General features: G+C 61.1%; 13 protein-coding genes. 3 read left to right on the top strand and 10 right to left on the bottom strand.

Features of this window, described 5'->3' with window-relative positions:
• Positions 1-23: 23 nt before the first annotated feature.
• Entirely contained in the window at positions 24-1403 is a 1380-nt protein-coding gene (rlmD, locus tag B149_RS0109855) for a 23S rRNA (uracil(1939)-C(5))-methyltransferase RlmD (protein ID WP_018125025.1), read from the bottom strand.
• A gap of 9 nt (positions 1404-1412) precedes the next feature.
• On the opposite strand from rlmD, the gene B149_RS0109860 reads away from it, so the two are divergent.
• The 3 genes from B149_RS0109860 to B149_RS16920 all read left to right on the top strand — a co-directional run bounded on the left by B149_RS0109860 (position 1413) and on the right by B149_RS16920 (position 3408).
• Positions 1413-1754: a hypothetical protein gene (locus B149_RS0109860; protein ID WP_018125026.1), complete on the top strand. Its 342-nt coding sequence runs from the start codon at positions 1413-1415 to the stop codon at positions 1752-1754.
• A gap of 179 nt (positions 1755-1933) precedes the next feature.
• Positions 1934-2614 (top strand): queuosine precursor transporter, encoded by a 681-nt coding sequence (locus tag B149_RS0109865; RefSeq protein WP_026167555.1) that lies wholly within the window; start codon positions 1934-1936, stop codon positions 2612-2614.
• 101 nt (positions 2615-2715) lie between these two features.
• On the top strand, positions 2716-3408 hold the full coding sequence (locus B149_RS16920) for an HD-GYP domain-containing protein (RefSeq protein ID WP_245533211.1): 693 nt from the start codon (positions 2716-2718) through the stop codon (positions 3406-3408).
• A 125-nt stretch (positions 3409-3533) separates the two neighbouring features.
• On the opposite strand, the gene B149_RS0109875 is transcribed toward B149_RS16920, so the two are convergent.
• The 9 genes from B149_RS0109875 to B149_RS0109915 all read right to left on the bottom strand — a co-directional run bounded on the left by B149_RS0109875 (position 3534) and on the right by B149_RS0109915 (position 12476).
• The gene (locus B149_RS0109875) at positions 3534-3962 is read right to left on the bottom strand and encodes a response regulator (protein WP_018125029.1); all 429 of its coding nucleotides are present in this window, start codon (positions 3960-3962) and stop codon (positions 3534-3536) included.
• Between the two features lie 27 nt (positions 3963-3989).
• The gene (locus tag B149_RS17945) at positions 3990-4607 is read right to left on the bottom strand and encodes an ATP-binding protein (protein ID WP_018125030.1); all 618 of its coding nucleotides are present in this window, start codon (positions 4605-4607) and stop codon (positions 3990-3992) included.
• A 19-nt stretch (positions 4608-4626) separates the two neighbouring features.
• Positions 4627-4971: a response regulator gene (locus B149_RS0109885; RefSeq protein ID WP_018125031.1), complete on the bottom strand. Its 345-nt coding sequence runs from the start codon at positions 4969-4971 to the stop codon at positions 4627-4629.
• Positions 4968-6704: a sensor histidine kinase gene (locus tag B149_RS0109890; RefSeq protein ID WP_018125032.1), complete on the bottom strand. Its 1737-nt coding sequence runs from the start codon at positions 6702-6704 to the stop codon at positions 4968-4970. Before B149_RS0109890 ends, B149_RS0109885 begins: the two co-directional genes overlap by 4 nt.
• A 21-nt stretch (positions 6705-6725) precedes the next feature.
• Complete coding sequence (locus tag B149_RS0109895) at positions 6726-7928, bottom strand: response regulator (RefSeq protein WP_018125033.1); 1203 nt, start codon at positions 7926-7928, stop codon at positions 6726-6728.
• Between the two features lie 15 nt (positions 7929-7943).
• The gene (locus tag B149_RS0109900; RefSeq protein ID WP_018125034.1) at positions 7944-10067 is read right to left on the bottom strand and encodes a SulP family inorganic anion transporter; all 2124 of its coding nucleotides are present in this window, start codon (positions 10065-10067) and stop codon (positions 7944-7946) included.
• Positions 10061-10672 carry a TetR/AcrR family transcriptional regulator gene (locus B149_RS0109905; RefSeq protein WP_018125035.1) on the bottom strand — a complete coding sequence of 204 codons (612 nt, stop codon included), beginning with the start codon at positions 10670-10672 and terminating at the stop codon, positions 10061-10063. The genes B149_RS0109900 and B149_RS0109905 overlap by 7 nt, the downstream gene beginning before the upstream one ends.
• 271 nt (positions 10673-10943) lie before the next feature.
• Positions 10944-11513: a manganese efflux pump MntP gene (locus B149_RS0109910; RefSeq protein ID WP_018125036.1), complete on the bottom strand. Its 570-nt coding sequence runs from the start codon at positions 11511-11513 to the stop codon at positions 10944-10946.
• A 78-nt stretch (positions 11514-11591) separates the two neighbouring features.
• On the bottom strand, positions 11592-12476 hold the full coding sequence (locus tag B149_RS0109915) for a universal stress protein (RefSeq protein ID WP_018125037.1): 885 nt from the start codon (positions 12474-12476) through the stop codon (positions 11592-11594).
• Positions 12477-12567 lie beyond the last annotated feature (91 nt).

Genomic DNA, 12567 nt, shown 5'->3' on the forward strand with positions numbered 1-12567 from the left:
TGAATGCCCGAAATCCTGCCGGATTATTTGCGCCTGAGCACCGCCACGGCCTCCACGTGGGTGGTATGCGGGAACTGGTCCACGGCCTGTACGCTCTCAACGGCGTAGGCATGCGAAAGCCTGCCGAGATCGCGCGCCAGCGTCGCCGGGTCGCAGGAAACCGCCACGACCTTGCGGGGCAGCATGTCCAGAATGCCGCGCACCACGGTCTCGTGCATGCCGGAGCGGGGCGGGTCGGTGACGATGATGTCCGGATCGGGCACGCCCTTCACCTGTCCGAGGCCGTGCTCCAGCGTTCCGGCGTGGAACTCGCAGTTGGAGAAACCGTTGATCTCGGCATTGCGCACGGCGTCGCGGACGGAGTCCTTGGAAAGCTCGAATCCGAGCACCTTCTTTGCCTTGTCGGCAAGGGCCAGTGCCAGCCCGCCGGTGCCGCAGTAGAGGTCCATGACCGTATCGTCCGGACCGGGGTCGGCTGCCTGACGGACTGCGCCGTAGAGGAGTTCCGCGGCTGCGCTGTTGGGCTGGAAGAATGCGTTGGGCGAAATACGGTAGCGAACCTCGGCGTCCGGCAAATGCAGGCGTTCTTCCACAGAATCCTGTCCAATGACCTGCTGAATGCGTTCGCCAAAGGCCAGATCGCGGCGGCTCTTGCGAGTGGAGTGAACGAAGGAGGTTATCTCCGGGAAATCGGCTTGTAGCGCGCGGCCAAGTTTTTCCGCTGCGGAGTGATCGCGTGCGGTGGCGGTGATGAGGTGCACCATCAGCTCACCTTCGCCTGAGGTGGTGCCGTGGTGTCGGATGACGAGGCGGCGCAGGTAGCCCTTGCCCGTCTTCGGGTTGTAGGCGATGCGTCCGAGCGAGGGGCCCAGCTCGTTGGCGCGGCGTAGGATGGCGGCGGTCTTTTCCGTGCAGATGCGACACTCGGGCACGGGCATTACGGAGGCATCGAGCCTGCGCCGCAGCCCGGCCACGGGCTGCCCGTCGATGGAGTCGTAGACGAATTCCATCTTGTTGCGGTAGCGCCAGACATCCGGGGAGCCGATGGGCGTCAGCGCAGGGACGTCCTCAAGCCCGCCGATGCGTTCAAGCGCGTCGGAAACGCGGCGTGTTTTCCATGCGAGCTGCTCGGCCGGGTCCATGTGCTGTAACAGGCAGCCGCCACACTCGGGAAAATGCGGACATTCCGGTTTCACTTCGACTGGGGAGCGTTCCACCACCTCGGCCGCGAGGGCTTCGGCATACCGTTTCTTCACGCGCTGCACGCTGGCCTTGACGCGGGAACCGGGCAGTGCACCCTCCACAAAGACCGTCATTCCGTCGGGCAGACGCGCCACCCCGTTGCCGGTTGATGCCAGATCACGGATCGCCACTTCTATTATTTCGCCTCTTTTTATGCTCATGAGCGGGGTTTGACAGCTTTCCCCGGCGCTGTCTATGACTTTTCCATGATCGACAAGGCCACCGCCATAGAAACCGTCATGGAGCGGCTCAAAAAATTGCCGCAGGGGCACGCGCTGGACATGCGCACGTACAAACGAAACCGATCCGTGCTCATCCGGCGCGTGGAGGACGACCTGTTCGAAGTGATCCAGAACGGCTACGAGCAGAACCGGTTCGAAAGCACCCGCAAGAAGATGAAAAAGCTCCTGAAGACACTGCTCAAGAAGGAGTTCCCACGAAGCACCAAGATCAGACTTTATACGCTGGAAGGGGAGGACGCGGAAAAGCATCTGCCCCGGAAGATTCTCTGAGACGGCGTTTCGACAGATCACCAATCCCTTTCGGGCGGCGGTGGAATTGTTGGAGTGAAAAAGACGGCGGCTGGAATGCGTGTCTGATGATACCGGCTTGTCGCAAAGGTCGCGGGGGCTGCGGGGTGCTGCCCCGCAAAAGCTTGACCCGGTCCGGAAAAAGGTGCATGGCACCGCCCATGAACGAACTGCTCTGGATAGGATTCGCCCTTCTGGACCTGACCATGGTCCTTGTCGTGTACCGTTTCTTCGGCCGCACCGGTCTCTTTGGCCTCGTGGTCTTCAACCTCTTGCTGTGCAACCTTCAGGTCCTCAAGACCGTGGAGATGTTCGGCCTGACCACCACGCTGGGCAACATCCTGTATGCCAGCGTCTTTCTCTCCACCGACATGCTCGGGGAACTACACGGCAAGGAGGATGCCAAGAAGGCGGTTCTGCTTGGCTTCGTGACGCTGCTGCTCATGACTGGCTACATGCAGCTTGCCTTGCAGTTCGTGCCCGGAGCGGAGGACTTCGCGCATCCGCACCTGTCTGCGTTGTTCGGCTTCATGCCGCGCATCGCGCTGGCGAGCCTCGCGGCCTATCTCATCTCCCAGATGCACGACGTGTGGGCCTTCCACCGCATCAAGGCCAGCACCGGCGGCAAGCACCTCTGGCTGCGCAACAATGCCAGCACCCTCGTAAGCCAGCTGCTGGATTCCGCGATCTTCTGCACCATCGCGTTCTACGGACTGTTCCCCGCGAACGTGTTTATGGAAATCATGGTCTCCACCTATGTCATCAAGGTCGCCGTGGCGGTGCTGGATACGCCGTTTATCTATCTGGCCAAGAAGCTTTTCCCGAAGGGCGTTCACGCCTGATTTCGATGTTGACAACAGGCCCGCTCCGGCACTCAAGCCGGAGCGGGCTTTCTTGCAGAAATTTCTTGATAATGAATTTCAAATTCAATAAAAGGGCACCCATGTACACACTGGAAGAAAGGCTGTTCGGGGCGGGGTGCGACCATGTCCGGGTGACGCTGCATGAATTTGCCGAGTCCCTTGGCAACGCGATCGACGCGCGGGATCACGGCACGTGGGCGCATTCTGACGAGGTGGCGGAGGTGTCGCTGGTGCTGGCGCAGTGCATGGGGGCTTCACCCGTGCAGCGGCAGCTCATTCATATTGCCGGGCATTTGCACGATATTGGGAAGCTGGCACTGCCGGACAATGTGCTCAACAAGCCCGGCTCCTTGAGCGACGAGGAGTGGGCCATGGTGCGCGAGCATCCCGGGCGCGGGGCCGACATCGTGCGTCCCGTGCCGGAGTTTGCGGCCAAGGGCGGCGTGGCGGATATGATCCGGGCGCATCATGAGCGGTGGGACGGCGGCGGCTATCCGGACGGCCTTTCCGGCAAGGCGATTCCTTGTGGGGCGAGAGTGATCGCCGTGGCTGACGGGCTTTCAGCCATGATGCAGGACAGACCCTACCGCAAGGGGATGAGCTTCGTCGATGCCTGTAGGGAGGTCGAGCGATGCTCTGGGACACAGTATGATCCCATGGTGGTTTCGTGTCTGCTGGCGAACCGGAGAGCGGTGTTCGATGCGTTCATGAGCGTGGAGGAGAGCAGGGTGCGTTCGTTCGCTGTGAGAAGGCGAAGTCGCGAAGGAGCATAGCTGTTCGTTGCGCTTCAGCACATCATTTGGCCGCAGTGGACCGCACGACGGTGAGGGCGTCGTTTTCTGCGGTCGGCCTCGCGGAGCCACCGGGACTCCGCGAAACCGATCGGCAAAAGCGTCAGCTACCAGGCGCGTCCGTGAAGGATGTCATGGATACGTTCCTCGGTGGCCTCTTCGACGAGCAGCATCTTCTTGGCCTGAGCCTTCCTGACCTTTTCGCTGAGCACGTCGATGTCCGCGGGCTTCTCGATGAAGTCCATGGCGCCGAGCTTCATGGCCTCGATGCCCTTTTCCACGGAGGCGTGCCCGGTCAGCAGGATGACCTGCAGGCTCGGGTGCAGCTTCTTGATCATCTTCAGGCTGTCGATGCCGTTGGTGCCGGGCATCTGCAGGTCGAGGAAGATGGCGTCGAACTGCTTGTCGGCCATGATGTCCAGCGCTTCGGAGATGCTGGTGCAGGCTTCCACTTCCATGCCGCGCAGGCGCAGGCGCTCGCTCATGGTTTCCAGGAATTCCGGTTCGTCGTCTATGAGAAGGACCTTTTCTGACATATCAGGCTCCTTTTGCTTGAGTTGTGGTTACGCGCCGCTGAAGCGTACAGCGACGTGATGGGGATCGGAGCTGACGATCTCGGCTCCGACGCTCTCCGCGAGGGGGGCCAGAGGCCCCGTTTCCACAGACGTTCCCTCGGGGGCCGCAACGGCCACCGAAGGCGGCCCGGCTTGGGTGGTTACGGACACACCTCCCGATGTCCCGGTCGCTTTCACGGCGGCCTCGATGAGTCCGCAGACCAGCCGGATCACCTCGAATCGCGATGCCGTCACCGAAGTGCTCGTTTCGGCTTCGACCTTGATCGAGGTTTCGTGCAGCTTGGCCACCCGGTTGCAGAGACCCGACGCCAGAAGCGCCGCTTCCCCCAAGTCCACCTGAGACGCATCGTGATCCGTGCTGTGCGCGAAGTCGTTGAGGCGGCGCATGATGCCGTCGCCCCGTTTCACCTGCTCCCGTATCCTCCCGCTGGCGTGTGTCAGTCGGTCAGGGGTAAGTTGCCCGCGTTCGGCGAGAGCGCAAAGGTCTTCGAGCAGCCCGGCGTTTTCGTTCACGATGGCCAGGACGTTCTTGAGGTCGTGGGTTGCCGCTGCCGTGATCCGGCCGAAAAAACGCAGCCGTTCACGTTCGGAATTCACTGTATCCATATTCTCACATCCTCCCGATCTAGGCCTGTTTGACCCGTTCGATGAGTTCATCGATGTTGACCGGCTTCATGAGGTACGAGGAGGCCTTGGCGGACCCCTCGCGGAAATCTTGATGGGATCCGTGTCCGGACAGGAACACGTACCGCATTCCGGGCCGTATTTTCTCCAGGCGTTCCTGCAGTTCGAGTCCGCTCATGCCGGGCATCTTCACGTCCAGCACGGCCACTTCGTATTCGTTGTTGCGGGCCAGTTCGATGGCGTCCTCGCCGTTGTCTGCCCAGTCCGCATCGATGCCACGGAAGGAGAGTCTCTCGGCCAGTGCCGATATGAGTTCGACTTCGTCGTCTACCAGAAGAATTTTCACGTCTGTTCCTTGCCTTGGTCTTTGAGCGGGAGCCGGATGATGAAGGTCGTCCCTGTTCCCACTTCGCTCACAACTTCCATCTCGCCGCCGAGTTCGTTGACCAGCCCGTAGGTGATGGATAGCCCCAGTCCGGTGCCGCTGGTCTGCTTCTTGGTGGAGAAGAACGGCTCGAAGATTCGTTCCAGATTTTCGCGGGAGATGCCGCACCCGTCATCGGAGAAGACCAGCTCGGCCGTGTCTTCCCCGATACTGCGCACGGTGATGTCGAGGCTGCCGCCGTCATCCATGGCCTGAAACGCGTTGTTGATCAGGTTCAGGAATATCTGCTGCAACTTGCCCCGGTCGGACACCACGGTGGGCAACTCGTTTTCGGTGTGAATCTGTACCTCGATGCTGCGGTATTCCGCTTCCTTCTGCACGAAGCTCAGGACTTCGCGGATGACTCCCACGAGGTTCAGGGGAGCCATGAACGTATCCACCTGCCGGGCGAATCCGAGCAACCGCTTGGTGATGGTGCCGCACCGCTCCACAGAGGAGATGATGGAATCCACCATGCGCACGAGCCGGTCGTCGCCCTTGTACTCTTCCCGGAAGGTGAAGAGGTCCCGCAGCAGGCCGGCCTTTTCGTTGATGATGGCCAGCGGGTTGTTGATCTCGTGGGCCACGCCTGCGGCGAGGCGGCCAATGGAGGCCATGCGGTTGGCGTGCTCCATCTGGCGCTGCGCCTTGACCCGCGTCAGCTCGGCCTCGTAGATGCGGCCGACCATGAAGGTGGCCACGGCGAGAATCACCACGATGATGACGACGCCGCTCAGGCCGGAAATCCAGAGAATCTCTTCCACGGCCTCGTGCATGGAATTCATGAGCATGGCCTGCCGCTTGACGATCATCACGATGAAGGGCGTGCCCTCCACGTAGGCGTAGCCGGTGATGAGCGGATCGCCCGAGTCCTTCTTGAGCACCAGCGAGCGGGTGCTTGGGGCGTATTCCGGGATGGGAAGATCCATGTGCTCCAGAACCCCGCCGTGGTAGCGCGAAGGCACCTGCAGAACGCCCTGCCGGTTGACGATGAATGCGTCGCCGTCGCCGGAGAGGTTGAGTCCGGAGAGCAGATTCTTGAAAAGACTGATGTCGATGGTGGTACGCAGGATGGCTTCGTTTCCGTTGTCCATGGTGAACCGCACGGCAAGAACGAAGTGGGGCAGATCCCTGTACCCGAGAAATACGTCGCTGATGTAGGAACCCTGTTGCAGGGTCTCCTTGAACCATGGCTGGTCGCTGTAGTCCTTTCCCTGAAGGTCGAAAGGGCCCACGTAGGCGACCTGTGTGCCGGTGTTGTCGATGAGGCCGATGTCCGTGAAGCCGCCGAAGGCTTCGCGCAGGCCGGAGAGGATGTTGGAAAGCCCCTTTGCGCTCATCAGGTCGTTGCCCGGCACGGTCCGTGTCACCAGGGCAAGCGCCGCGCGGCGCTCTTCAAGGAAGAAGCTCACCGCGCGGCGCGTATTGGATGTGGTCCTGGTGGTCCGCAGGAGGTTTTCGCTCATGATCGCGTTGCGGGTGGCGCGATAGTCCATGGAAGCCACGAAGAGCAGCGGGATGATTGCCACGCATGCCAGCAGCCCCACGGCTATCGCCCAGGCGCGGCGATAGTTCAGGAACCAGCGTCCCGTGCCCACGCCTTCGGTCTCGGCGTGCCAGAACTTCGGGATGAGCATGTTTTTCAGGGACTTCACGAAAACCTCTGCAGTGTTGTCTTATCGGGCCTCGTTGGCCTTCTTGATGGTTTCGCTCAGGGTCTCTATGTCCACCGGCTTGTGCAGGTAGGCGAAGGCGCCCAGCTTCATGCACACGTCGCGATCTTCTTCGGAGCCGTGGCCGGTGAGGATGATCACCTGCACCTCGGGGCGGTTCTCCTTGATGCGGCGCAGTACCTCGATGCCGTCGATGCCGGGCATCTTGAGGTCCAGCACGATGACTTCCGGATCGTCGTTGGAGACGATGTCCAGAGCCGACTCCCCATCATACGCCACCGCGGAACCCATGTCACGCAGGAGCAGTCGCTCGGAGAGCGTCTGGACGAATTCGCGTTCGTCATCGACGAGAAGCACCTTGCTCGGCACCTCGAAGTCCACCTTGCGGTAGATGTCGGACTTGTGGAAGTCCGGGCCGACCTTGGTTTCCACCGACTTCACGCCTTCGACCTTCTCCGCGAGCTCCTTGAGTTCGCGTTCCAGCCGTTCCAGCATGAGCACGTTCTTGTGGATGATGATGGTCACGGCCTGATTTTTGGCGTGCACTTCCACGTGGTGGCCGTTGGAGCCGAGGAAGGTCTCGACCCGGGCCGCGAGCAGGAAGTCCTGCACGGCGCGCTCGGAGGAGGCCGTGGGCTTCACCGCCGGGTTGGCCAGCTGGGTGAGGATCTGTTCGGCGGCGTCGGCGACGCCGGTCTTGTCCACAGGGATGACCAGATCGTAGAGCGAAGTGTCCCACGGGTCCTTGGAGCCGCGGATTTCTTCGGTCCACTCGGCGCGGTCCTCGTCGCCCTTGTGAATGTGACGCTTTGCTTCGGCCTGCGTGACCCCGGCCTTTTCCGCCACGTCCACGCGGTGCTGCAGGCCTGCGATGATGCAGGTGCGCAGCACGTGGCTCACGGACTCCGGCGGAAGCTGGGCCGAGAAGCCATGCATGACCATGGGGCCGCCTTCGGCCAGAATTTCGGCCGCGGCGAGCCTGAGCCAGGAGACGGAGCGTTCCTTCTCATGGCTGAAGCGGTTGAAGATGGACGTTCCCGCGAAGAACGCCTTGGCGATGCGGTCCTCGTCCATGCCGGAAAGGGACGCTGCGCGGGCAACGACTTCACGGTCGGACACGGAGCGGGCGCCGGTGCGGTCCAGCACGATGGAGGCGATCTCGTCGGCCTCGCAGTACAGGCCGCTGAAGAGGCATGCGATGCTCATGGAACTACTCCTTTATTACGTGAGTCGGCACACGGTTGTCAGGGGGCAGGCGTTCTCGTCGCCACCCTTGTGTGCGGTTTCATGCGTTGCGCAGACTGCCATTTCGGTATTCGCGAAGACGTGGTCCTCGCCGATCTTTTCCAGCAGGTGGGTGCGCTCCAGCACGGCCATGACCGATTCGTTGACGCCGGAGAGGGATACGTCCAGACCGGCGCTGCGCACGCGGTCCACGATCAGCGACAGGGCTTCTTCGCCGGAGGCGTCCATGTCGTTGATGCCTTCCGCGGCGATGATGATGTGCTTGAGGTTGGGCATTTCCATCATGCGGGCCGTGATCTGGTCTTCCAGGAAGCTCGCGTTGGCAAAGAACAGCGGGCCGTCGAAGCGGACCACCGCCACGTGGGAGCATTCCCTGAGGCCGTGGGCAGTGGCATCGCGCAGGTGTTCGTCTTCCGCCCGGGAGAGGGTGGCGACGCGCGGACGCATGTTCTTGTAGAGGAACACGCCCAGCGAGAGGACGACACCGACCATGATGCCCTTGTCCAGATGCGGCGCGAAGGCCAGCGTGCAGACGAAGGAGATGACGGAGATGGCGCCGTCGTACCACTGGGCCTTCCATGCGTGGATGAAGCCCGAGGCGTTCACGAGGCCGATGACCGCCATCATGATGATGGATGCCAGCACCGCCTGCGGGAGGTGGTAGAGCAGCGGCGTAAAGAACATCAGCACGATGACCACCATAAGGGAGGTCACGACACTGGAGAGTCCGGAGACCGCGCCCGCCTGCAGGTTGACTGCGGAACGGGAGAAGGAGCCGGACGTCGGGTAGCTCTGTCCGCATGCACCGGCCATGTTAGCAAGGCCCTGACCGATGAGTTCCTGGTTCGGGTCAAGGCGCTGGCCGGTCTTGGCGGCCATGGCCTTGGCGATGGAGATGGCCTCCATGAAGCCGAGCAGCGAGATGATCGCGGCGAACGGCAACAGGCGCAGCATGATCTTGAAGTCGAAGGTCGGCATGGCCAGCTTGGGCAGACCGGACGGAATGGTGCCGACGACCGCGCCGCCGCCCATCATCTTCAGGTTGGAAGTGTCCACCTGACTGTTGCCGATCTTCAGACGCCAGGTGCGGCCGTCGCCTTCTGCTCCGGCGGGCAGGCTGTTCTGCGGGTAGAAGACCAGTCCGCCGCCGGTTTCCACGCCGGTGAAGAGCTGATCGCGCAGCCAGCTGCGGACCTCGTGCTGGTGCTGCTTCTGGCGGGCGATGTTGGTGGCGATGACGTTCAGATCGTGTTCGGCGTCGATGACACCGATGGCGTCGCTGTTTTCCTTGGCGGTATCCAGCGACTCGTTGATGCCGGTACGCTGTTCGCCGAGCTGGTGGATAGCCGTGACGGTCTGGTTGAATTCCTGAACCTTTTCACGGAACTCGGGGTACTTGATGGAGGCGACGTCCACGCGCGCGTCGTGGTTGAAGCCCAGCGACCACGAGAGCAGGGTGGTGATGACCACCGCCACGAGCACATTGGGAATGCGCGGGTTGATTTTCTTCAGGCCCACCATGATGGCGATGGAGAGCGCGCCCATGGCCAGTGTGGGCCAGTGGGTGTAATGGAAGGCGCTTTCCACCACGCGGATGATGGTTTCATAGTGATGGGCCGCCTTGTCCACGTACACGCCGAAGAGCTTGGAAAGCTGGGAGGAGGCGATGATGATGGCCGCGGCGTTGGTGAAGCCGTTGACGACCGGGTGGGACAGGAAGTTCACCACAAGGCCGAGCCGGAGCACGCCGAGCAGGAACTGGAACACGCCCACAAGGAAGGCGAGCATGACGGCATAGGCGATGAACCCTTCACTGCCGGCGGTAGCCAGTGGTTCCAGCGATGCGGCTGTCATGAGCGAGACCACTGCCACCGGGCCGGTTGCCAGCTGGCGGCTGGAGCCGAACAGGGCGGCGACGAGCGGCGGCAGGAAGGAAGCGTAGAGTCCGTAGTATGCGGGCAGCCCGGCCAGCTGCGCGTACGCCATGGACTGCGGAATCAGGACAAGTGCGACGGTCACACCCGCCAGAACGTCCGTCCTCAGGTCACTCAGGGAATACCCCTTGAACCACTCGAGGAATGGGAGTATGCGGCTCAACATGGTGCATTTTCTCCATCAGGCTTGAGCATTCGCTCGCATGAGGTCATCAGGTCGTTGAACAGGGCTCCCGCGTCGTAGAGGTTGAAGCTCTTGAACCGTACCATACCGTCCACCATGGTGAACAGCATGAGCGCGGTTTTCCGCGGATGCACGTCGCCGACGGAGCCGTCCTGCTGTCCCCTGAGGATTCCCTTCTCGAACATGTCCGCGATGCAGTTGTAGATGGCTTCCAGATTTTCCCGGAAAGCCTTGTTCTCCAACGCGAAGCGGTAAAGGAAATGCCTTTGCAGCAGCAGAAACTGGAATTCCATGAGCCCAGCAAGGTACAGGTAGAAGGAGATCATTTCCTTCACCATGTGCATGCCGTCCTCGAACTCCCGTCCGTCAAGAAACCTGTCGAACGCCTCCACGATACTGTCGTTGGTGTCCTCCAGTATCGTGAGCAAGAGATGCTCTTTGTTTTTGAAGTGGTAGAAGATGGTGCCTTCCGCCGCTCCGGTGAGCTCGGAGAGCTCATGCATGGATGTGTCCGAGAACCCCTTATTCGCGAACAGCATCGTGGCGGCCTTCAGGATGGCTTCCTTCTTCTTCGGCATCTTCGACATCAAATATTCTCCTCGTAAAAAAACCGACTGAGCACTCAGTCGGTTTATGAAACGGCAAATTGTTTGTCAAGCGCATGTGACATTTTTCTCAAGGTGGAGCGTGTTTCACAATAAAGACGGTCGCTTGTGACCCAAAAAAAGTCGCTATCCAGCAGTGGGGCGACTTTTCGAGCAGAGGCTGCGTTTTTCCGGTGGTCCGGAAAAGACAAATGGTATCAGTGAAATGGAGTGGGGAAGGGGGAGTCGGGGCGATTACATCTGAGCGATGGTATTAATACGGTATGGCCCCATGGTCCCAAAGAATCTTGAAGCCGATGGCGAGCAGGACCACGCCGCCGACCACTTCGGCAGATGTGCTGAGCAGGCGGGCGCGGGCGGCGCGTTTGCCTATCTGGAGCCCCATGAAGGTGAAGCCCAGTGCCACGAGGCCGATGACCAGCGCGGGCCACCACACGGATATGCCGAGGACCGAAAGGCTCAGGCCCACGGCCAGCGCATCGATGCTGGTGGCGACGGAGAGCATTATCAGGCTCATGCCCTTGGTGGGGTCCTTGAGCTCCTCCGCCTCGTCCTCAAAGGCTTCCCGGATCATCTTGATGCCGATGTAGCCGAGCAGGGCAAAGGCGATCCAGTGGTCGAAAGCCTCGATGAACGTACGGACCTTGACCCCGAGCAGCCAGCCGATGATGGGCATCATCCCCTGAAACAGACCGAAGTGCCATGACAGGCGAAACGTCTGGCGCGGACTGACGCGCTTGAGGGCCACGCCGGTCGCCACGGCCACGGCAAAGGCGTCCATGGCCAGCGCGATGGCGATGATGATGAGTTCCGTGTTGCTCATGAGGGGGATCTCATAGAACGGAACATTGGGGATGGCAAGGATGCGATTTTGCGAATCATCCGAGGGAGAATGCCATCGCTACTTGCTGATCCAGAGAGCCGTTTCATCCAGCAGCCGGAGCAGCCGGATGGAAAGGGAACTGGGGAAGAAGGTATCCATGGTGCCGGGCTTGTTTCCCCGCTTGCCCAGCGCGATGGCGGCGTATCGTCCGTCGCCGTTTTCACGCATGATGGCGCGCGCCACGTTGTCGGACCGCATCACCTTGTATTCGATGCGCTCTTCGGGGATGCCGTTTTCGCGAAGCAGGTCGGTTGCACGGGAGAACATCTCGTCCACCTCGCCGCCGAAGTCGAGCTGTTTTTCCGCCACGTGGGCCAATGTGATGGAGTGCCGGTCCTGTCCCTGAAGCATGTAGCCGACGTGGTCCGCCATGCGCATGGAGGGTTCGGAACCGTCCACGCAGAGCAGGACGTCCTTGCGCGGTTCCTCGGGCGGGCGCTTGCAAATCCAGATGGGAAAGTCGATGTCGCGCCAGAGCAGGCCATGGGAGACGCTGTCCTCGAAGAGTTCCTCGAACCAGGTGTACGCCTTGCGGCCAAGGACTGTGCAGTCGTACAGGCCCTTGCGGGATTCGTCGATGATCTCGCGCACGGTGCCCTTGCGGCTGGGAACGATCTTGGTCTTGACGTTATCGAGGCTGCATCCGGCGATGTCGTGCATCCATTCGCTGGCGGTGCTGAGGGTGGCGTGCCCCTTGCTTTTCTTGATGCGGTCCATCTTTTGCCGTTCCGAAGCGTCGAGCATCGCGTCCGGACCTGTGGACTGCCATGAGGCCGACATGGGCGCGATGTACATGAGGGTCAGTTCGATATCGCAGAAATCTTCGAAGATGCTGCGGACGAAGCGCAGGGAGTAGGACGCGCTGGCCTCGTCCGAAACGGTGACAAGTATATTCTTCTTCACGGGTCCCTCCGGGATGGTATGCTACCTGACATCATACACAAGTGTCCGAAAATCGGAAGCGTTTCCCGCTGCGGGAATACGCGACTTTTGC

The sequence above is a fragment of the Desulfovibrio oxyclinae DSM 11498 genome, assembly GCF_000375485.1.
In the GTDB taxonomy this organism is placed as follows: Bacteria; Desulfobacterota; Desulfovibrionia; order Desulfovibrionales; family Desulfovibrionaceae; genus Pseudodesulfovibrio; species Pseudodesulfovibrio oxyclinae.

Excerpts from the sequence above, each read along its gene's own strand:
- rlmD (WP_018125025.1), bottom strand. The coding sequence starts at position 1,403 with ATGAGCATAAAAAGAGGCGAAATAATAGAAGTGGCGATCCGTGATCTG.
- B149_RS0109865 (WP_026167555.1), top strand. The coding sequence starts at position 1,934 with ATGAACGAACTGCTCTGGATAGGATTCGCCCTTCTGGACCTGACCATG.
- B149_RS16920 (WP_245533211.1), top strand. The coding sequence starts at position 2,716 with ATGTACACACTGGAAGAAAGGCTGTTCGGGGCGGGGTGCGACCATGTC.
- B149_RS0109875 (WP_018125029.1), bottom strand. The coding sequence starts at position 3,962 with ATGTCAGAAAAGGTCCTTCTCATAGACGACGAACCGGAATTCCTGGAA.
- B149_RS17945 (WP_018125030.1), bottom strand. The coding sequence starts at position 4,607 with ATGGATACAGTGAATTCCGAACGTGAACGGCTGCGTTTTTTCGGCCGG.
- B149_RS0109895 (WP_018125033.1), bottom strand. The coding sequence starts at position 7,928 with ATGAGCATCGCATGCCTCTTCAGCGGCCTGTACTGCGAGGCCGACGAG.
- B149_RS0109900 (WP_018125034.1), bottom strand. The coding sequence starts at position 10,067 with ATGTTGAGCCGCATACTCCCATTCCTCGAGTGGTTCAAGGGGTATTCC.
- B149_RS0109905 (WP_018125035.1), bottom strand. The coding sequence starts at position 10,672 with ATGTCGAAGATGCCGAAGAAGAAGGAAGCCATCCTGAAGGCCGCCACG.
- B149_RS0109910 (WP_018125036.1), bottom strand. The coding sequence starts at position 11,513 with ATGAGCAACACGGAACTCATCATCATCGCCATCGCGCTGGCCATGGAC.